Here is a 21,564-nt window from a genome sequence, read left to right as displayed (position 1 = left end):
TCCTTTATCCGCTGGCACTTTCATCCTTTAGCTTCGGTTTAACCGGTTTCTTCTCCTTATGATCTTTAAATTTAAATATTTTGTTCAAGAAGTTATAGACGTGCTTGGACTCCTTGGTCAGCAGTGGTCCGAGTATGGCGAGTATCAGTACATACAGGGCAGCGAACGGTTGAATGAAGGTTGCAAGCCCGCCGGCTTTCCCCATATTGGCGAGAATGATGGAAAACTCCCCGCGGGATACAATCGTCAGACCGATATTGGAGGATGCTTTCGAAGACAATCCGGCGCTGCGGCCAGCAAGCATGCCTGCAATGAAGTTGCCAAGAAGCGTGATGATCACGGCGATCAGCGATAACCACACAGCTCCGCCAAGCTCGGACGGTACTATCGTTAAACCGAAGCTAAAGAAGAATATGGCTCCAAAGAAATCGCGGAATGGTAATATCAAATGCTCAATGCGTTCACGATGCTCGGTCTCGGCCAGAACAAGCCCGACGAGCAGCGCGCCGATGGCCTCGGCAACATGAATCGTTTCAGCGAATCCTGCGAGCAGGAACAACGCGCCGAATACGACCAAGGCAAACAATTCGTTAGACCGTATATTCAATGCTTTATTCAGAAGCGGTACGGCTTTACGCCCGATAATAATGACTAGCAGCATAAATCCAAGAGCGATTACGGCAGATATCAGGACGCCGCCCAGCGACGAGGAGCCGCTCAATACGAGTCCGGAAAGAATCGAGATATATACAGCGAGGAATACGTCCTCAAACATGATGATCCCGAGGATCATCTCGGTCTCCGGATTCGCCGTTCTTCTCAAGTCGACCAGCACCTTGGCTACGATAGCGCTCGAGGAGATGGTCGTTATGCCTGCGACAATGAGCGTCTCCGCCAAGGGAAATCCGGCAAAGATCCCGATCATCAGTCCAAGCGTAAAGTTAATGGCAATGTAGATGCTGCCACCTACAACGATGGACTTGCCCGATTTGATCAATCGGCCGACCGAGAACTCGAGTCCGAGATAGAACAGAAGGAAGAGTACGCCGATCCGCCCCATAAAGTCGATGAGCGGAGCACTTTCTATAAAACGAAAATCGAAAGATCCAAAATGAAAAGCATGAGGCCCAACCGCCATCCCCACCAGAATATAGAAAGGGACGACGGAAAACCGGAGTTTAGCTGATAGCAACCCCGCCAGGGCGATCAAGGCAATCGCCAATCCTACTTCTAAAACCAAATGATCCATTCATCAACCACGTCCGTTCATCAAGATTTGTTTAAATAGCCGCTGTTGTTGACGTTCACCCACGACGACGAGCGTCGAATCCGGTGTAATGATAACGTCAGGCCCGGGATTGATTTGTTTGCTGTTTTTGTCAACTCTTGCAATGATGGTTGCGCCTGAGGCTTGGCGTACGCCCAGATCGCCAATCGATTTACCTGCCCCGTAATAGTGGGGCTCGATGCGGTACCACTCGATGATCAATTCATCCAGCGCCATGTCGATCGTTTCGAGCGCCTTCGGTTTATACGTGAGACCGCCGACGATGGCCGCAATTTGACGGGCCTCGTCATCGTCCAGGGAAATCATGGAGATGCTTTCGTCCGGATCGTCGTATTCATAATGGTACATTTCACGGCGGCCGTCGTCATGAATGATGATGACCAGTTTATCGCCACCGCGGGTATCAATTACGAATTTCTTACCGATTCCAGGCAAATCTGTTTCGCGAACATGCATAGATTAGAGTCCTCCTAAGAAAATACACTTTTTAGTTGTTTTGCACACCGATCACACGGATATCAAAAATACACGCAGCCAAATAAAACAATCCATTCACGATGAAATTGCACAGTCTTTAATAAACCCTGATGCACAGGTCAATCCGCACAGGCTGTTTATGTTGTTGCATGGGAAAAGAAAAATTGGCAAATTTAAGAAACCGCAGTCAGTTGGAATGCGAAAAAGTGTGGAGGACTAGACGAACTTCGATGTGTATTTAATGGGGAATAATACTAAAAGCCGGAGTCGAAGCGGAATAATCGGCCGATAGGGCAGACGTGTTTTGGGAGCCTGCTGCATCACAATGGCCGACATCAATAAGAACAGCGCTATGGTATTGCCGGCTGCCTTAAGTTTGGAGAGAATTTGAGAGTGTTTCAGAACAGCCGCTTTCAGATGATGGTCATGCTTGTAAACATACCGCTCATCTTGGGTTTCGTTGCTGTAATACTCCTGGACGGGAATGTATAGGGCAAATGCCGTAACCAGAACAAGCACCAGCATCCATGCAATTCTTGCCGTTTTTAAGAAACAGTTCACGGTTACTCCCCCCTTCGTCCCAAGCTTCTATGTTAATCATAACATAAAAATAATCGTTCTCAAAATGAGAACGATAAATTATTTTTGAACACTTTTACAGATCGATTCAATTTTTTACATTATATAGAAGCGATGCTTCTTCTATTTTTTGCGAAGCTTATCATAGTTTTCCGTATCGGGCCCGATATCGGCTTTCGCTTGATCCTTATCTTCCAAAACGCCGAGGACAAGATCGTCGAGTTTATCGGTTGCGGCCTGATCCGGCCGGTCGGGCTCGGGGATCGGGTCCACGCCGGGGAATTGACCGTCAAATTCAGGTTTCTGTTTGCTCATTGGGCTCTCATTCCTTTCTGGCAATATTGTGGCACAAAAGGATCTGTTATATGTAACGAATAAACGCGGGAGATGAAAGTGAAACAATGCAGGAACGTCGGCCTGGTAACAATTCATAACAATTCACCTTCTATATAATGTAACCCTATATATCAATCAGCTATATAAGAATATGCTAGAATAGTAGAGGAATATTATACCAGGGGGTTATTTAGGCATGAAGAAAAAATGGATAGGCTGCACCCTTGCTTTATTGCTTGTATCCGGCTCTGTCGTATCTGCGCATCCGGGACGAACGGATGCCAACGGAGGGCATACCTGCCGAACCAATTGCGAACGCTGGGGTCTGTCATATGGCGAGTATCATTATCATAACGGCGGTGGGAGCTCTTCCGGAAGCAAGTCGTCCCCATCCGCGCCTAAGTCGAAATCATCGCAAAAGAGCACAGCTAAGCCTGCAGCGCCGAAGCCCGCGACTCCGGCTTATGCTAAGTCCGGCCTTAAGGTTTACGTCAACGGCAGCGTGGTAAAATTTGATAGCGAGCCATTGGTGTACAACAACATCAACCTGGTGCCGCTGCGAGAAATTGCGGAGGGCATGGGGGCTAAGGTCAACTGGAATCGCGATGCGGCCAGCATCGGCGTGCAGAGAGGCAATCATAAAATCACGCTCACGATCGGAAGCAAAACCGTTTTCTATAATGGCAAATCGGAAACCGTTGCGGTCGCTCCCAAAGTGATGGACGGCGTGACGTATGTTCCCATTCAGGTGTTCGCACGGGGGCTGGGCGCTGGCGTGAACTATACCGAGCATGATAAAATTCTGAGAATATCGTTTAAGGAATAGAATAAACACGGGTTCCATTTTGCGAACAGAGAGGGGAAGAGTTTGCTTTGAGTTTTTTTGATAAATTTAAAGCCGGTGTATCGGACGCCGGAAACAAAGCGAAAACGCTGGTAGAGATCAATCGCTTAAAGCTGCAGAACAACGGCAAAAAAAGCGATATCGACGAACAGCTCCTGGAAATCGGCAAGGTTGTATTCGCTTCAACCGAAGCAGGGAAGTGGCCGCCTGATCAGGAGAGCATCCAAAGCTACGTGGCCAAGATTCATCAATTGAATTTCGAAATCGAGCAAAATCTGCTCCAGATTGCCAACCTTACGGATGAGAAAATATGCCGGGGGTGCGGGAACAGTTCAGCCATGAACGCCAAATTTTGCGCCCACTGCGGCCGTACGTTCGAAGTGATTCAAGTTCAAACGGAAGAGCAGCGCAAAGAGGTTCCGCTGCTGGAGGATGGCGGCGACCAAGAGGAGCCGAAATAGAAGCTGTTTGCTTCATGAATAGCCGTACCCTGGTTCGGGAATGACCAGGGTCGGCTTTTTCTTTTTGTCCGGGGTGAAGGAAGCAGCGCTTGATTAGGAGAATGATTATTAAGGTGATCTTACTCACGACATCATCGTTATATAGTAATATTAGCTTACTAGCTGGAGGGAGTGAGGACATATGCCGAAGAACAAGGCCTGTAATGATGAATTTAGTCAACATGGGGATCGAGGGGTGTCAAGGCTGCTTAAAGGTAACGTTCTATTGCTTCCCGTATGCGTAATTTTGATGCTCTTTGCTGCCGGGTGCAACGGCCCGGGGTCTTCGGAGGAGGAGAATCCGCCGGAGAACCTCCCCAAGGGCGCATCCATCAACATCGTTATTTCCAGTCTGGGGATGACGTTCCCTGCAGGAATGGACGAGAATGACAATCCGTACCTGAATTACATCGAAGAGCGTACGGGGCTCGAGATCGGAGTCAATCTTCCTCCGCCCGAGGTATACAACGAGAAGCTCGACGTCATTATGTCCTCGGGCAATTTGCCGGATATGCTCCATACGTACGAGCCGGTGTGGTTCGACAATTACGTCAAGCAGAAGGCATTTATGCCGCTGGATGAATTAATCGACGAGTACGGCCCCCACCTGAAAGAAAAAATTCCGCCGGAGGTCTGGGATCGGGTCCGATACGGCGGTAAAATCTATGCGGTTCCGAGCTTGAATGAGGTGACTGGAGCCGAATTGATGTATGTCCGGAAGGATTGGCTCGATCGGCTCGGCTTAGAGCCGCCCGAAACGCTGGAGGAATATTACGAAGTCATTCGTGCCTTCACCCTGGATGATCCTGACGGCAATGGCGTCCAGGATACGATCGGTTTAACCTTGACCTCGAGCCTGGGAAGGTCCTCGCCGTTTTTCGGCGCTTTCGGCACGCAGCGAAATACGTGGTTTGAACGGGACGGGCAGCTGGTGAACGGAAGCATTCTGCCGGAAACGAAGGAAGCCCTCGCCTTTTTTGCCAAGCTGTATCAGGAGAACCTGCTCGATCGGGAATTTCCTTTAAACCTGCAAAACAATCTGTTCGAAAAAATAGAAAACGGCACGGTCGGCCTGTTCTCCGCGGCTTGGTACGATACGCGCGGACCGATTGCGGCCAATATGAGCAAGGACCCCGAGGCCGAATGGATGCCGCTTCCGTATCCGACGGGACCGGACGGATTTAAAGGCGTTGAAGGGAAGGACATCATACGAGGTTATAACGTCATACCGGCCGAATCGGAGAAGGCTGCCGAAGTAATCCGGTTTCTGGACTTCATTGCCAGCGACTACAAGACGCTGAAGCTCGGCTTCGAGAACGAAATCTGGCGCTGGGAGGACGGGGCGATCGTTACGGACTTCGCGCTGCACGACAAGCATTTATACCGCGGCATTTACCAATCCCTTGTCGACGTGCCGGATCAATTGCTGTTCAAGGAACGGCTTGACTCGCTCGGGGACTTCAATCTGTACAACAATCTGCAGCTGATCAATCAGCATATTATTCCGAATGCATTCTATGGAGTTCCTACCCCCGGGATGACGAAATACAACACGAAGCTTAAAAATCTGGAGGATGTGTTCACGAAAATCATCATGGGGCTTGAGCCGCTGGACGCATTCGACGACTATGTGAAGACCTGGAAGGAAGAAGGGGGAGATGAAATCACGAAGGAAGTGAATGAATGGTACTCCAAACAATAATGCTGGCGGCCAAGAGCGCGGGGGACCGAGTGATCGACTTGTTTCGCTGGATCCGGGATCGGTTTTCGCAGAACATTCAAGCCCGCTTGACCGGTTATTTTCTGCTGATCCTGCTGCCGCTGGTCATTATCAGCCTCTTCGCCGTTGAACGGTCCCGGGATATTCTCTACGAACAGGCGGTCGAGCGGACAGAGATGGCGCTTTCGTCGGCGATGAACCATTTTGATCTGGCGCTGCAAAACGTGGAGGAGATATCGACCCTGATTGCAAGCGACCCTGGAATGAATGAGCTGCTGAACAAAAACAGCACGAACTTCTCCCCTCAATCGATCGTGGATTTCTCCGATATATTGGAACAATTATTGAATTCCGTTTCGGTGAACCGGTTCGTATCCCAAATTTCGGTGTATCATCAGGCGTCCAATAGGATTATCTCTACCAATTACGGCGTCAAAGAGCTGACGGGCGAGACGCAGCAAGAATGGCTGGTCGAAGCTGCCCGGAGGAACGGAACGGGGATTTCCTACGTCATGTCGGAATCCCCAGTGGCGGAGGGCATTACGTTTGGCAAGATGACGAATACGGACAGCGTCTCCTTAATTCGGGCCATGGACCTGTACAACAGCGAGCGGCAGTCGAATCTCCTTGTGGTGTCCTTTAACAAGAGCAAGCTGTTAAATATCATCAAGACGCTGCTACCCTCTGAAAATAGCCGTATCGCCCTATTGAACGAAAAGGGAGAAGTGGTGGTGGAGACCGGCAGAATGTACGAGGATAACATTTCCGACAAGGATATGACCGTAGCGATTGACTCGGATTACTCCGCATGGCGCCTCGCGTTGGTTCAGCCGAAAAGCGAGCTGTACGAAGAGACCGATCAGCTGCGCCTGTTCACGGTTGCGATCATCGGGCTGAGCATCCTGCTGGCCATTATCATTTCATGGGTGGTGTACAGCGGGATTGCCTCGCCTGTGTTGAAATTGTCGCGCGGGATGAAGCGGCTCAGCAGCGGAGAGCTGAACATTCATGTCGACACCAAGCGGAAGGACGAATTCGGTTTTCTCATCCAGTCGTTTAACAAAATGGCTGTCGTGCAGAAGCATCTGATCGAGGATCATTACGAGCAGCAGCTGCGATTGACGACAACGGAGCTGAAGTTCCTGCAATCCCAGATCAATCCGCATTTTCTGTATAACACCCTCGATTCGATTTATTGGACGGCCAAAAACTACGATGCGGATGAGATCAGCGAGATGGTGATGAACCTGTCGAAGTTTTTCCGGTTGAGCCTGAACAAGGGCAGGCAGGTTTTTACGATTGAGGAGAGCATTACCCACCTGCACTACTATCTACGAATCCAGCAGCTTCGTTTCATGGACAATTTCACCGTGGATTATCAAATTTCGGAAGAGAGCAAGGGGGTTCCGATTCTCAAGCTCCTGCTTCAGCCTTTGGTGGAAAATGCCATCATTCACGGCATGGAGGGCAAATCCTCCGGAGGGAGCCTGGTCATCTCCAGCCGGATTGAAAAAGGGCATACGGTGGTTATCAGCGTACAGGATAACGGGCCCGGGATCAGCGAAGAGCGGCTGCGCTACATCCAGCATGAGCTGGAGATGATGGGTTCGCGCAGCGTGCCCGCGTCTTCCCAGGATGAAGAGCATGTGAAGGATCTGTTCGGTCTTCGGAACGTGCTTGGCCGAATGAAGCTGTATTATGGCAGAGAAGCGGATCTGACGGTACACAGCGTGGCAGGGGAAGGCACCACCGTCACGATTTCCATCCCGCTGGATCGCTGCAAGGAATTTAACCTGAAGCAGACACTTATATAGAGATGCTCGAAAGGGGAACAAACCGAATGAATCTCATGATCGTGGAAGATGAACCCCGGCTGCGCAACGCACTGGCTTACAATATCCCATGGGACAAGCATGGGATTGAAGTTGTGGGCATGGCGTCCAACGGTATCGAGGCCCTTGAGCTGGTTGGCCGAAAAAAACCCGATATTATGCTGATCGATGTGCAGATGCCTGAAATGGACGGGCTGACGCTCCTCGGCGAGCTGCGAAGCCGGCAGGACATCAGCCGATTGACGAAAATGATCATCCTGAGCGGACATGACAACTTCGAATTTGCGCAGCTGGCGCTGGAATACGGGGTGTCCAAATATTTATTGAAGCCCGCCGGCGAGGAAGACATTCTCGAAGCGGTGCTTGAAGCGAGGCAGCAGCTGCGGGAGGACTTGGAGCAGTGGCAGCGCAAGGCGGCTTTGGAGCAGAAATGGAAGGACAATCTGCCGCATTTGCAAAATCTCTTTTTTATCCAATGGGTCAGCGGCAAATATACGAAACAGGACGTCCTTACCAAGGGCAGGGAATTATATATTTCATTGAAGGAGAATGACCGTTTCGCCGTCGCAGTGGTGGATCTGGACCCCTTGCCGGAGAGCGAGACCCGCTTTCAGCGGGGGGATGTCGAGCTGCTGCAGTTTACGATGCAGTGCCTGGCCAAGGAGCTGCTGTCCCATCCATCGCTTTGGATCACGTCGGATTCAGGCAATATGCTCCTGATGGTCCTGATCCTGGAGGAAAGCCAGGATGCCAAGGAAGCCATGCTGCGGCTGAATGCGGACGTATCCAAGCTACTCTCCCAAACGAGGGAGGTGCTGAAGATAACGGCCAGCGCCGGCATTTGTGCATCCATCGGGACGATCGAGGAGATGAGCCTCTTGTATGCGCAGGCTTGCCGGGCGCTCCAGGAGCGCGTCGTGTATGGACACGACCTCGCGATTCCTTACCGGGAGCAGCTTCAGCGGGATATTCAGGGCGTGATCGTGCAGCAGAACCTGGAGAAGACGCTGGAGATCGCGCTGGAAACGGCGGATGAAACGAAGGCGCTGGAGGCGCTGAAGGGATTATGGGAGGAAGCCTTCTCGAGGTCCGAATCCTCGGACGAATTCCAGGAGGCGGTGCTTTACATGAACAGCTTCTTTACCCGCATGATCCAGAAGCAGGGCTGGACGGTTAAAAGAGTCGTCGGCGACGATATCGAATATTTCCACAACGTCAAGCTGCTGAGCACCAAAATGCAAACCTGGTCGCTCCTGGAGCGAACGGTGAAGCATATCATCACGTTTATGGGCGAACAGCGGAAAACGACAAGCAATCAGGTGGTAAAGGACATTCTGAACCTGCTCGAGGAGGAGATGGACCAGGAAATTACGCTGCACACGGTAGCGGACCGGCTTTACGTGAATTCTTCCTACCTCAGCCGGCTGTTCAAGCAGGAAATGGGGGTCGTCTTCTCCGCATATGTGCTGGAACGCAAAATGGAGCGGGCCAAGTCGCTGCTGCAGGACGGTCTCAAGGTATACGACGCAGCCCGGCTGGTCGGGTACCGCGATGTCAGTTATTTCACCAAGGTGTTTCGGAAGTATTGGGGCGTGAACCCGGGGGAGTTCAAGGGATAAGGATATGGGAGAGGCCGTACGACACTGCTGCACACATGTGAAAGCCCGCTGCGCGGCCGTATCGTTCTTTCAATCGCTGTTGTCGCCAAATTTCCTGGAATGAATGTTGCAGAGGAAGAAATTCGGCTCTAGTCAATGCTTTCGATGCGAGTTTTCCGTTGGAAAACTTTCGGGCGAGCGCTAACGCTTTTCCGGAATCGATTCGCCCTCTCCGCTGGTTCATGTGGGGCAACCCCCTCCATATCCTCTCCAAATTGGTCGGGGAAGGGAGAGATGTGGAAGCCCGCTGCGCAGCCGTATCGTTCTTTCAATCGCTGTTGTCGCCAAATTTCCTGGAATGAATGTTGCAGAGGAAGAAATTCGGCTACAGTCAATGCTTTCGATGCGAGTTTTCCGTTGGAAAACTTTCGGGCGACCACTTCGCTTTTCGGAATCGATTCGTCCACTCCGCTGGTACGCGAGGGTCCCCCATCCTCCCCCAATGAGGATGGGGGGAGGGGGCAAAACGCAGCGCAGCAGAGCGTGCGCAGTTACATAAACCAAGCAAACGAGCCGTTCGGGGCATACATCCCGAACGGCTCGTTTGCGTTTACCCCCAGCCCCAACCATCGGCAGGGCGGAAGTAATCACCCGCGCAGAATGGTTGAGGCTAGGGAGGCCAAGCTCGGCGCAGAGCAGAGGAGGCCTCGCTTGGCGACGAAGCACGGCATTGCCGTATTTCGAATGCCAACGCCATGATTGAAACGGCTTCAACGGAGCAGGCGGAATTGTTCTGGAGAAGCGGCAGCGGTCCCCTTTATCACCGGATTTCTACATTATCTATCCATTCGGAAGAAATCTGGGGGTAACAGGGATTGGAAGAACAATCCGCATGCGGAGTGATGAACAATCCTCTTTTTTTGATGTGGGTTAAAGGCTCCTAGGGGTTCAAATAGCGTATGCTTTGAAATCCAGTTATGAATTTCGTTGCCAACGGTTCGCCGATCGTCACAAGTTAACATCCCATGAAACACCCACCGCAACCCCATGGCATAATTACTGACGTCCGTGCCCCAACACAACATCATATTACCATAAATAGTAATGATCCTCGCCTACTCAGTCCCTGCGCAGGGAATTACAATTTGTAGTAACCAAGGAGATTGAATCAATAGAAAGGGGGAGACGAGTCGATGAAACCCACGCTAGAACCATCGCCCGCACCGCATAGAGAGATGAAGCCAAAACGAGGGTATTGGGGCCGTTTAGGGTCCGACATATGGAAAGAGTGGGATCTTTATCTGCTGCTCGTGCCGGGCATTTTGTTCATTTTACTGTTCAAGTACACGCCGATGTACGGGATCACGATCGCATTTAAGGATTTCAACATCTTCACCGGATTTGCCGACAGCCCGTGGGTAGGATGGAAGCATTTCGAGAAGCTGTTCACGTCGCCGGATTTTGCTCAGGTATTCAAAAATACGGTCATCATCAGCTTCCTGAAAATCGTGATCTTGTTTCCGCTCCCTATCATTATCGCACTGATGCTCAATGAGCTGAGGCATATGGTATTTAAACGCACGGTGCAAACCGTCATCTATCTTCCGCATTTCCTGTCCTGGGTCATCGTTGGCGGATTGTTTATCGATTTGCTGTCGACGAATGGAGGAATCGTCAACAAATTGCTGGTGTCTCTGGGCATGGAGCAGATTGCGTTCTTCCTGGATAACAGCGTGTTCCGGAGCGTGCTGATCACGTCGGCGGGCTGGAAGGAAACGGGCTGGAGCACCATCGTATATTTGGCAGCGTTTACAATGATCGATCCGATGCTGTATGAAGCGGCGAAGATTGACGGTGCCGGACGCTGGAAGCAGCTGTGGCATATCACGCTGCCGGGGATTGCTCCAATCATTGTCCTGATGTTTATCCTGCGGCTGGGGAATGTGCTGGAAGCGGGAACCGAGCAGATTCTGGTCATGTACAACCCGGTGGTGTACCAGGTGTCGGATGTCATTGGTACCTATGTTTACAGGCAAGGCTTAGGGAACCAGGACTATAGCTTCTCGACCGCGGTCGGCTTGTTCGAAGCGGTGATATCGTTCACGTTGGTCATTCTCGGTAATGCCATGAGCAGAAAATACTTACAGCGCGGGATCTGGTAAAGAAAGGGTGGCACAAATGGATCACAAAAAAGCTTTGGAAGGAACAAACACCACCCGAGGTGTCATCAAAACGTCGTTCTCGGAAAAATGCTTCTCGGTATTTAATTATACGTTCTTCATCGTGATGGGTTTAACGACCTTGCTGCCTTTCATGAACCTGATCGCGAAATCCCTGAGCAGCGAGGGAGCCGTCATATCGGGTCAGGTTGGGCTGCTCCCGGTCGGGGTTCAATTCGAAACGTACAAGTACGTGCTGCAGGATTCCATGTTCTTGAATTCGCTCAAGGTGTCCATCTTACTGACGATCGTCGGAACGGCTTGCAGCTTGTTTTTGACCACGCTGACGGCTTATCCGTTGTCCAAATACCGGCTTCGCGGACGGAAAGGCCTTCTGTTGATCTTCGTATTCACGATGCTCTTCAGCGGCGGACTGATTCCGACTTACCTGCTCATGCAGAATTTGAATCTGGTGAACTCCTTCCCGGTGTTATTCCTGCCGGCGATGGTGAACGTGTACAACATGCTGATCATCAAAAACTATTTCGAGGGTCTTCCGGATGAGCTGGAGGAATCCGCCAAGCTGGACGGCGCGGGGAACATCCGCATTTTGGTTTCGGTCATCGTGCCGCTCTCGCTCCCCGTCATGGCAACAATCGGATTGTTCTTTGCGGTCGCTTTCTGGAACGACTATTTTGCAGCGATGATCTACATTACCGATCCGGCGATCAAACCGATGCAGCTGTACCTGAAGGAACTGCTGGTTTCGTCCAGCGGGGATTTCCTGAAGGACAATGTCGACGCCGCGATCAACGCAACGCCGCAGTCCATACAAGCTTCGTCGATTCTGCTGGCAACGATCCCGATTCTGCTGGTGTATCCGTTCCTGCAAAAGTATTTTGTCAAAGGCGTGCTGGTGGGTTCGGTTAAAGGTTAGGGTCATCAGGTTTTCTGAAGATATCAGAAAGTATAAACATTGGAGGGATCTGCAGCCTGGTATCGCAAGAAAAACTACCGCTAAACGCGGTCTGTCTTCTTTGAGAGTACATCGATAGATCGATAGACGTTTTTCTTAACATTATAGAAGTTATAATTTCCGGGGGCCCCACAAAGAACCTGAATGGACTTCGGAGCAAGGCCCCACTTTGTGGGGGGGATCTTAAAGGTGGTGATGCGCTTCGTATTGCTCAGCTGGCAGAATTCATTGAATTTCTCAATCACAAGGAGGGTTATCCATGATCAAGATTAAAAAATCCGCGGTACTAGCCGGGATTCTCGGATTCACGCTGGCGCTGTCCGGCTGCGGCGGCGGGGGAGGCGGCACGACGAACACGCCGGCGGCTCAGCCATCGGACACACCGGCAAGCACCCCGAAAGACGACGGGAACAAAGACACAACGGCTGAAAAACCAGGGCTGCGCATGATCATGCAATATGGATTGTTTGATCCGAAGACCGAATACGTGGCCAAGTACATCCAGGAAAGAACCGGGTTCAACGTAGAATACGAGCTGCTGCCGGCCGAGAACGCGGACGAGAAGCTGAACCTGCTCGTGTCCAGCAAAGATAACTATGATCTGGTGAAATTGAATGCGGCCCAGTTCTACAATCTGGCCTCTGCGGGTGCGCTCGAGCCGATCGATGAGCTGTTGGAATCCCACGGCAACTATATTAAGCAGTCCATTAAACAGGAATCCTTCGGCAGTGCAACGATCGACGGCAAGATTTTCGGCATTCCTGAAACCGGAGCCGGCGTAAGCATCGGGGAGGAACTTGTGGTCAGACAGGATTGGATGGATGAATTAGGGCTGGCCACGCCTACGACCGCCGATGAGCTATATAATGTGCTCAAAACGATCAAAGAGAAGAAAAAAGTCATTCCGCTCACCATGAGCAAGGATTCCCTGTATGGCGACATCGCAACGACATTCGGCATTTTGACCGATTGGAAAGAGGTTGACGGCAAGCTGGTGCATCGTGCCGAGCAGCCGGAAATGAAAGAATACATCACCTTTATGAACAAACTGTACAAAGAGGGTCTGCTGGACACCGAAACGCCGATCAATACCGCGCAAAAGTCCATCGAGAAATTCTCGGGCGGCAATGCGGCGATGTATAAGCTGGCATGGTGGAACGCAGGCACGACGATTGCCGCACTGGAGAAAAACTTCCCGGATGCCAAAACGTCCATCATTCCTTATCTGAAAGGCAAGGACGGCAAAGCCGTGGTCGGAGCGAAAGCGAACACCACTTGGTATGTAGCCATCCTGAAATCCTCGAAGAACAAGGAAGCCGCCATGGAGTTCCTGAACGCGAAGATGGAGCCGGAGACCTTCAAAGGCATCGCGCTGGGTAAAGAAGGCGTCCACTATGAAGTGAAAGACGAAAAATACTATCCGATTCTGCCGATTTTCAATGATGAATTGAGTAATGCAAGCAGCTTCCTGACAGGGGTAGACGAAGAGAAATACCCGATCTACTGGCAGGCACGCGTACGTAAAGATCCGATTCTGCAAGCGCATTTCGAAGCCTTCCAGAAGAATGCCGAAGGCATCATCGTTGTGGATCCGATGTCAACGGCACCGCCGATTGAAGCCGTATCCAAAAACCTGCTGAAATTGACGACCATGCTCGATGACAACGTGCTGCAATTCATTTCCGGAGCGAAGCCGATTGATGCTTACGATCAATTCCTGGCTCAATGGAGAGCCGAAGGTGGAGCCGATATGGTGACCGCAGCAAATGAATGGTTTCAATCCACGAAGTAAATGACCTAAACGAAAAAGCAGTCTGCGCAAGCAGCTGCTTTTTCAAAATTCGTAAAGGGGGTGACTGTTGAATTTATATTCACGTGATCGTTCATTCTGAATAAAAGAAGGGTGGTATTCCTTGATGTATCGTTTATTTCGCAGGCGGATCGCGCTGCTCCTCAGTTTGTCGCTGATCGTATCGCTCATCGTGCCGATTGGTTCTTCCGCGTTCGCGGATAACGAAATTGCCCCGGCTCAAAGCGCGGTTCCCGAACCGGTTACGCTGGTCTCCCAAGGCGGAAACAGTCTGGAATTCACGGATATCAACGTGGCAGGCGACGCGCTGGAGAGCAAAAATGACTACTTGGCGCTGTACACGAGCGGCGCTTCGGTTACGGGCTCCGTGTACACCGATGAGGTATGGGTACCCACGCTTCATGTCGCGGTCTCGGTGGATGCCGGCGGTCAAGTGCTGGACATTCTCGGACCGAAAGACGATCCTCCGACTGCCTGGGATCCGGGCACGCTGCTGCCGATTCCGGCCGGCGGTTATGTTGTCGTGGCCGGCGGGACGCTTCCGTGGGAGCAATCCGCTTTTCAAAAGCCTCTCTTTAATCAAAACAAAACAGGAGATTCGGTGAAGCTGATGCGCGCGGGCGTCGAAGTGAAAGCAGCCGATTTCCTGCCGGATCAGCCAGGGCCAGGGCCGGATCCGCTGCCGCCGGAGCTGCATCTGCTTACGCCAAACGATGCGACCGTGGATATCCCGGTCATTGAGATTGCGGGTTTTGTGGCGAACTATGCCGCGGACCTGGATTTAAGCGTGACCGTCAATGGCGATGAAACGGCGCTTACGGCGGATGGCGTGTTCCGCACGAATGTGTATTTGGAACCGGGCCCGAACGCGGCTGAGGTAAAGCTGTTTAAGGGAGATGGCGAATTGGCCGTCCAAACGCTGAACATCGTGTACGAACCGATCGAGAACCAGGATTATATTGAAGTCGAGGCGGCCCCGAAGGATATTACGATCGACATCGAAGGTCCGCGCAAAAAGCTGGATTACGTCGATAAGGATGTCACGGGCGTGCCGAACATCGTGGCGGTTTTTACGAGAGATTACGGCAGCTCCATCACGATTCCCCAGACTAATGTGGCCGTGCAGGTGGATGCCAACAACCGCGTATTGCTGGTGGTCAATCCTTCGATCAACGGCAAGCCTCCGGTATGGACCGGACCGACCGATCTTGAAATACCCGAAGGCGGTTATGTGCTGATGGCACAGGACAACAGCTATGCAGGCAACAACATCAAGCGGTATTTGGCCGAGAACTTTAAGGTCGGCGACATGATCAAGCTGCGCAAGAACGGGGAAGTGGTTCAGGTACGCGACATCATGAGCGGCAACGGCCTCATTGCACGGCTCACGCTGGATAACCAGACGATGTACACCGTAACGGAAGGCAGCACCGCCATTACGGGGCGTATCGACAACATGGACGATGTCGCGGCGATCAAGCTGCTGGTGAACGGGAACGAGATTCCGTTTGAAGCGGATGGCACCTTCAATCACAATTTTACGTTAACGAACGGCACCAACTATATCGAAGTGAAAGTGATGAAGAATGACATCGAGCAGGATGTGCGTCATTTGGCCGTGTTTGCCAGACCTGGTTTTTCTCCGGAAAAAGAAGTCATTCTCTGGGTGGACCAGGCATCCAATGCGAGAAAGTTCAAAACCAGCGAGGATGTTTTGGCATTTCTGCAAAAAGCCAAGGAAACGGGCGTGACTTCGGTCGCGTTTGACGTGAAGGGCGTTGAAGGCTATGTTTCGTACAAAAAGAACGATTTGACGGGCAGACCTTACGTCAGCGAGATCAAAGCACCCGAAAAGGCGGGGGCAAGTCCGGATCTGGACCTGCTGCAGGAGTTCATAGACCATGGTCATGCCCTGGGATTAGAGATTCATGCGGCAATCAACGTGTTTGCCGAAGGATCGATCGCACATAACGAGTATGCGGTTCTGAACGACCACCTCGACTGGGAAGAACGCGTGTATTTCCCTGAAAATAACGGCGAGATCAAGCGTCTGCGCGAAAGCAAAAAGCAGGGCCTGGTTGCCTTTGTCAATCCGTCCAATGACGAGGTCCGCGATTATCAGCTTAGAACGTTCGAGGAAATCATCAAGAACTACGACGTGGACGGGGTTGTCCATGACCGAAGCCGGTATGACAACGAAGGGGCCGATTTCAGCGACGAAACCCGCGTGAAGTTCGAGCAGTTTTTGCAGGCCCGGGGCAAGCAACTTGACAATTGGCCAAACGATATCTTCTCCTATGAAAACAATGTAAGGGTATACGGTCCGCTGATTCAGGACTGGTGGGAATTCCGCTCGGGCACGATTCAGAGCTTCTTCGGCGAAGTGAAGGCGCTGGTGGATTCCTATGAAGTCTCAGAAGGCAGAAAGATCGAGGTATCCTCTTATGTAGGATCCTGGTATGAGACGTATTATCTAAACGGCGTCAACTGGGGCAGCAAGAACTTCCGGTTCAATCCCGCACTCGGCATGCCGGACGAATCGGTGTATACGGAGGAATATTACCAAACCGGATACATCGAGTATTTGGATTTTCTGATGATCGGAGCTTATCAGACCACCAGTCAGGAAATCCAGAAATACATTACGCTCGGCAATATCGTAACGAACGGGGAAATTCCGCTGTATGCAGGCATTGCCATGAACAACGTGCAGGCGCCGGCCGTCCAGCGCGAAGTATTCCAGGCGGGGCTGAAGTCCACGAACGGCCTGATGCTGTTTGACGCATCCCAGGTCAACTGGCCGATCGCGGCTGCCGCTCTCCAAGATAAGGAGTGGGTGAAGGACTACCAGCTCGGCATGAGCTTGCCGGGAAGCCCGGATTCGTTCCTTGAAGGCAATTTCTATAATATCAACCGGATCGAGGGCAACGTCAACGTGATGACGGAAGCCTTCGGATACTCCACGGGCACGAACCGCTTCGGGGTTGAAGTGGTTGTGGATAACACGGGTCACGTGACGCGAGTAGTCAACCGGAACCAAGCGATCAACTGGAGCTGGGGAGCCCCGGAAGAGAATAACAGCGTCATACCTGCGGGAGGTTTTGTTATTTCCGCTCTGGATCCGTCAGGCACAAGAACGCTTCGTCAGCTCGTGGCCAATGCTTACAATACGGGCGACCAGGTTCGTTCGGCCGTATTAAGCGGGCTGATGGACGACGAAGGCAAGGAAACGCGCGCCAGCCAGCTTGCGTTGACAGGGCTGGTCGAAGTTCTCGGACCCGGCCAAGCGGCCGTGAAAGTGAACGGTGCCGATGCGACCCTGTCGGCGAAAGGTGAATTTACAGCGAACGTGCCGCTGCAAACGGGCGCCAATTCGATCACCGTAGACGTATTCGTTGACGACTTCAAAACAAACAGCAAGACGTTTGAGGTCATCCGGACTTCTACGGGAGACGGCGGATCCGATCCGGGAAATCCGGGCGGAGGATCCGGTTCACCTGGTGGAGGAACGCCGCCGCCCCCTCCAAAACCGACCGAACCCGAGCGCTTGAACATCAAGAAAGAGACGGCACCGGACGGCAGGACGGTCATCATAGCGGATGCAAACGAGAAGTCTTTGCTCGATGATGTGGCACGGCTTAGCAAGCTGCCGGCGGCTTCACGCTTGCTTACGTATTCGGTGACCGACGCTTCGGATTCCGTCATTCTTCACTTGCCGGTTCAAGGGCTGAGCGCCGCCGTGAAAGACCTGCCGGGGGGCTCCATCGTGTTGGAATCCTCCCAAGGGCGATTGGAAATACCGCTCCAGTCGCTGACGGAAGCTCTGCAGCAGCGAGGGACGGCGGAAAGCTTGCAGATCCGCGTCGGGTTTGCTTCGAAAGAAGAAGAGGACCGGATGAAGGCAGCACTGGAGGAGGGAGCCTCCATGCTGGATGCATCGCTTGCCATAACCTTGGCTTGGAAACAAGGTGACAAGTTGTCGACACTTCCGGCACTGAAAGGGCCTTACGCTAAGTTTACGAAGGTTCTATCCCGTGTCGCCAGTCCATCCCAAACGACGGTGCTGCGGATGGATCCGGCTTCCGGGAAGCTGGTCTTCGTACCGGCGCTCATTCGCACATCGAACGGTATCTCCCAAGCGGAGTTCAAATGGAGGGAGAGCGGTGTTTATTCCGTTGTCTCCCATGCGAAGACATTTGAGGATTTAAGCAGTCATTGGGCCCGCGAGGACGTATCGCTGCTGGCCTCGAAAAAATTGATTGAAGGACTGAGCGATACGCGTTTTGGTCCGAACGAGCCGATCACGAGAGCGCAGTTCACGGCCATGCTCGTCCGTGCGCTCGGGTTGAAGGATCAGGGAGCCGACACGGGCTTCCAGGACGTAAAGGCAAACGATTGGTTTGCGTCCGCTGTCGCTACGGCTGTGGAGAGTGGGCTGATCGAAGGCTTCAGCAATGGCACATTCCGTCCGGACGAGGAGATTACCCGTGAGCAGATGAGTGTCTTGCTGCTCCGGGCGCTGAAGCTTGCCGGCAAGGATCTGGAGACAGGAGACTCCGGCTCCATATTGGAAGGGTTCAAAGATCGTGACCGCATCGCATCCTGGTCCGAAGAGGCCGTGTCGGCCATCGTCCATTCAGGTCTGATGGAGGGACGTTCTTCTGACAAGTTCGTTCCAAAGGCACATTCTACCCGTGCTGAAGGAGCGGTCGTATTAACCAGAATGCTGCAAATGGCTGAATTTATTAACCGTTAAAGCCAAAGACCCGTTCGATTCTATCGAACGGGTTTTTGTTATGTACCAGGGCGTTGCGCATAAGCAACGATCTATTGAATACGGATAGATCATTATCGATCCGTATCGTCAGTGTTATTTTTTATTCTTAAGTAAACCCATCTAACAATCAACAGTATCAGTAAGGAGGTTGTTACGTACCAAGGAGTTGCGTTACCGACGAATCTGCCGAGCAAGAAAACACCGATAAATAGAAGGATGAATATAACAACGGCCAGAGACTTAACCATTATGATCGTTAATTTATCCATAAGAAACTCTCCTAGAAGAACCAATTCAATCTAATTCCAACAGCCATAAATAAAATGATCCAACCCCACAGAACCAATAAACGAAAAGGACGCGGGATAATTAAATATTCCGAATACAGTTTGAGTATCATCTTCATCCGATTACCCCCTGTTTGATCGTGAGAAAGGAATAGCCTTTCTAAATAAAAATATTAGTGCATCGCTGCGGCTACTGACCCAGCCATCAGTTGAATAGCTTCATCATCAGTCGCGGGATATATAACACGGTATCAGTGATGAGGGTAAGGATGTTTGCCCAGTTTTCGATACGGGATCTTCCAAACCTGAACTTTTTCATATTAAGCACCTCGCTTCAGAATGAGATTAGCTCCTTAAAGTCAATATTACGCAGGAATCTATACAAAGTTCCAATAAATAGGAGGTAAGCGGATGTACCGAACCCTGCTTCGTGCGTGCAGAAGGCATGGCATGGAAATTAGACTCATGCACATTCTGATCATCATTGCCGAAATGCCCTGTCTAAGGGCATCCGTTTACATAAACTGTACCATACCATCACACAAGGAGGTTTATATCGATGAGCTACGATAAATGCTGCTACGGCGGCGGATACGGAACTTCGGTAGGCATTGTTCTGGTATTGTTTATTCTGTTGGTTATTGTATTAAGCACCTTTTGGATTTAAGTCATGATGAGCATCCTCGTCAATCATAAAGCCTTTCGGATTCGCTCCAGCATGTCGCCGGCAAACGCGATGAGTCCTTCCGATGTGGATTCCGCGGGTTTCCCGGCTCCACCGGTATATTGATGCAGGGCATGCTCGATCATCGGATGATACTGCGAGGGAAGTGCGCGAAGCCCCCATTCGCCTCCTTCTTTTTTGGAGGACACCACGCCTTCCCTCAGATAGTACAGCACCCGGCAAAGGTTCAGCGTGTAATACACAGGAGAGGCGGTAATATCCTGTACCGCACTCTCTACATCCTCGAGGACGGCTTGAACGTAATAGGATCGGTCCACGGGCGGGAAGACCTCGCGAACGGGTTTGCCGTACAGTGCAATGCCCCGATGATAGATCACGGTATAATGGGCGGCCAGGTCCGCATCTTGGAATCCGCCGCATAGGTAATCGTCATCGGCCAGATACCTCTCGCGATGGAAGGCGGAGTAGTGGAATTCGAATGATGGCGGATAGACGAGCTCCCGAAGACTGGACTCCAGGACCAGGCTCAGTTCCAATCCCTGCTGATTGGCCATTCCATCGTGGAGGGCTATGAGTTTGTTGGCAAGCCGCCTCAATTGATCCCGGGACGGCTGCCTTGCTGCCACGACCAGCAGATCCACGTCGCTTGCTTCCGGGTTGAAACAGCCCATAGCCAAGGAACCATGCAAGTAAACGCCGACCAAATGGCTGCCCAACTCCTCCGTAAACAAGTCCACCGCTTGATCCAAAACCGATTGCGTGTCCAATCGAACCCCCACCTTCATTTAAACGATAATTTTCTCCATTATGGTAGGGTGGTCTTTCCGTTGTCAATGATCATTCCTTCCCCCGTATATGAAGATAAGGCAGCAGGAGGGCGGAAAGAAGCAGGGGAACGGTACGTACATATCGAAGTGAACACGGGACTATGTTTAGAGAAAGGGCGGAGTTATGGACACTTTTAATGAGAATCAGCCTAGCGCTGTGGAGGTCTACGCGATCCGGAATTCGGATCATATCCGCGACGAAACGTTTCGGGCCTTGTTCCAGACGCTGTCCCCTGATCGACAGGAGTATGTGTCCAAGTTCAGAAGGGCGAGCGATTACCAGCGTTCGGTGCTTGGCGATGCCTTGGCCCATCGCATGCTTCGGGATAAGCTGGGACGAGAACGGACGAATATGGAAATCATCAGAAACGCTTACGGCAAACCATTCTTGAAGGATCATGATAACCTGCATTTTAACGTCTCCCATTCCGGGCAGTGGGTCGTGTGCGCCGTCGGCTATGAGCCGGTCGGGATCGACGTCGAGAAAATGGAGAACATCGATATGGATATCGCCAAACGTTATTTCCATAAAACCGAGTTTAACGCGCTGCTTAACTGCCCTCCATCCGAACGGCTTTCCCGCTTCTTTGATTTATGGACGCTAAAAGAAAGCTACATCAAGGCCGTTGGCAAAGGCTTGCATTTGCCGCTGGATTCTTTTGTAATGAAGCGGCAAGGCGTTGAATGGGAGTGGGCACCCGTGGTTGGCGAGAACGGAGGAACCTACTATTTTAAGCAATACGCGCTGGAAGAAGGGTACAAGCTGTCGGTGTGCAGCATGGATCGCCATTTCCCCGAGCAGATTCAATACGTAACGGCTGATGAGTTATAAAAGGGAAGGAAACAACAAAACCAGCTCAGGGCGTTGT

Annotated in this window: 17 protein-coding genes; 12 read left to right on the top strand and 5 right to left on the bottom strand. The window is 51.6% G+C overall.

Features of this window, described 5'->3' with window-relative positions; all coding sequences use genetic code 11:
• Window positions 1-4 precede the first annotated feature (4 nt).
• The 4 genes from RB298_RS30480 to RB298_RS30465 all read right to left on the bottom strand — a co-directional run bounded on the left by RB298_RS30480 (window position 5) and on the right by RB298_RS30465 (window position 2,659).
• Window positions 5-1,249: a cation:proton antiporter gene (locus RB298_RS30480; protein ID WP_096772978.1), complete on the bottom strand. Its 1,245-nt coding sequence runs from the start codon at window positions 1,247-1,249 to the stop codon at window positions 5-7.
• Between the two features lie 3 nt (window positions 1,250-1,252).
• Window positions 1,253-1,744: a cation:proton antiporter regulatory subunit gene (locus RB298_RS30475; RefSeq protein ID WP_009591954.1), complete on the bottom strand. Its 492-nt coding sequence runs from the start codon at window positions 1,742-1,744 to the stop codon at window positions 1,253-1,255.
• Between the two features lie 237 nt (window positions 1,745-1,981).
• Complete coding sequence (locus RB298_RS30470; RefSeq protein WP_015734106.1) at window positions 1,982-2,326, bottom strand: hypothetical protein; 345 nt, start codon at window positions 2,324-2,326, stop codon at window positions 1,982-1,984.
• Between the two features lie 141 nt (window positions 2,327-2,467).
• A complete protein-coding gene (locus tag RB298_RS30465; protein ID WP_096772979.1) occupies window positions 2,468-2,659 on the bottom strand; it encodes a hypothetical protein in 192 nt (63 codons plus the stop codon).
• 217 nt (window positions 2,660-2,876) lie between these two features.
• Between RB298_RS30465 and RB298_RS30460 the strand changes: the two genes are divergently transcribed.
• From RB298_RS30460 to RB298_RS30410, 11 genes are all read left to right on the top strand, one after another.
• Window positions 2,877-3,506: a stalk domain-containing protein gene (locus RB298_RS30460; protein WP_486050089.1), complete on the top strand. Its 630-nt coding sequence runs from the start codon at window positions 2,877-2,879 to the stop codon at window positions 3,504-3,506.
• 47 nt (window positions 3,507-3,553) lie between these two features.
• Window positions 3,554-3,985 (top strand): zinc ribbon domain-containing protein, encoded by a 432-nt coding sequence (locus tag RB298_RS30455; protein ID WP_096772981.1) that lies wholly within the window; start codon window positions 3,554-3,556, stop codon window positions 3,983-3,985.
• A gap of 181 nt (window positions 3,986-4,166) precedes the next feature.
• Complete coding sequence (locus tag RB298_RS30450; RefSeq protein ID WP_486050088.1) at window positions 4,167-5,726, top strand: extracellular solute-binding protein; 1,560 nt, start codon at window positions 4,167-4,169, stop codon at window positions 5,724-5,726.
• Complete coding sequence (locus RB298_RS30445) at window positions 5,708-7,558, top strand: sensor histidine kinase (protein ID WP_486050087.1); 1,851 nt, start codon at window positions 5,708-5,710, stop codon at window positions 7,556-7,558. The genes RB298_RS30450 and RB298_RS30445 overlap by 19 nt, the downstream gene beginning before the upstream one ends.
• A 26-nt stretch (window positions 7,559-7,584) precedes the next feature.
• Entirely contained in the window at window positions 7,585-9,195 is a 1,611-nt protein-coding gene (locus tag RB298_RS30440) for a response regulator transcription factor (protein ID WP_213577345.1), read from the top strand.
• A gap of 396 nt (window positions 9,196-9,591) precedes the next feature.
• Complete coding sequence (locus RB298_RS30435) at window positions 9,592-9,933, top strand: hypothetical protein (protein ID WP_486050085.1); 342 nt, start codon at window positions 9,592-9,594, stop codon at window positions 9,931-9,933.
• A 434-nt stretch (window positions 9,934-10,367) separates the two neighbouring features.
• Window positions 10,368-11,336, top strand: coding sequence for an ABC transporter permease (locus RB298_RS30430; RefSeq protein WP_050802821.1), 969 nt, complete (start codon window positions 10,368-10,370; stop codon window positions 11,334-11,336).
• Window positions 11,337-11,352: 16 nt separating this feature from the next.
• Complete coding sequence (locus RB298_RS30425) at window positions 11,353-12,270, top strand: carbohydrate ABC transporter permease (protein ID WP_375121077.1); 918 nt, start codon at window positions 11,353-11,355, stop codon at window positions 12,268-12,270.
• Between the two features lie 298 nt (window positions 12,271-12,568).
• Window positions 12,569-14,101 (top strand): extracellular solute-binding protein, encoded by a 1,533-nt coding sequence (locus RB298_RS30420; protein ID WP_096772987.1) that lies wholly within the window; start codon window positions 12,569-12,571, stop codon window positions 14,099-14,101.
• 124 nt (window positions 14,102-14,225) lie between these two features.
• Window positions 14,226-18,875 carry an S-layer homology domain-containing protein gene (locus RB298_RS30415; RefSeq protein WP_486050082.1) on the top strand — a complete coding sequence of 1,550 codons (4,650 nt, stop codon included), beginning with the start codon at window positions 14,226-14,228 and terminating at the stop codon, window positions 18,873-18,875.
• Window positions 18,876-19,742: 867 nt separating this feature from the next.
• A complete protein-coding gene (locus RB298_RS30410) occupies window positions 19,743-19,850 on the top strand; it encodes a hypothetical protein (RefSeq protein ID WP_015734120.1) in 108 nt (35 codons plus the stop codon).
• Window positions 19,851-19,873: 23 nt separating this feature from the next.
• Here the strand turns inward: RB298_RS30410 and RB298_RS30405 are convergent, their stop codons facing one another.
• Window positions 19,874-20,635, bottom strand: a complete 762-nt coding sequence (locus RB298_RS30405; protein ID WP_486050080.1) for an aminoglycoside adenylyltransferase domain-containing protein — start codon at window positions 20,633-20,635, stop codon at window positions 19,874-19,876.
• A 184-nt stretch (window positions 20,636-20,819) separates the two neighbouring features.
• On the opposite strand from RB298_RS30405, the gene RB298_RS30400 reads away from it, so the two are divergent.
• Complete coding sequence (locus RB298_RS30400) at window positions 20,820-21,527, top strand: 4'-phosphopantetheinyl transferase family protein (protein WP_486050078.1); 708 nt, start codon at window positions 20,820-20,822, stop codon at window positions 21,525-21,527.
• The last annotated feature ends 37 nt before the right edge of the window (window positions 21,528-21,564 follow it).

It is taken from the genome of Priestia sp. BR_2 (assembly GCF_041954005.1).
Classification (GTDB): Bacteria; Bacillota; Bacilli; order Paenibacillales; family Paenibacillaceae; genus Paenibacillus_AQ; species Paenibacillus_AQ lautus_A.
This window is presented reverse-complemented; position numbering and strand designations above follow the sequence as displayed.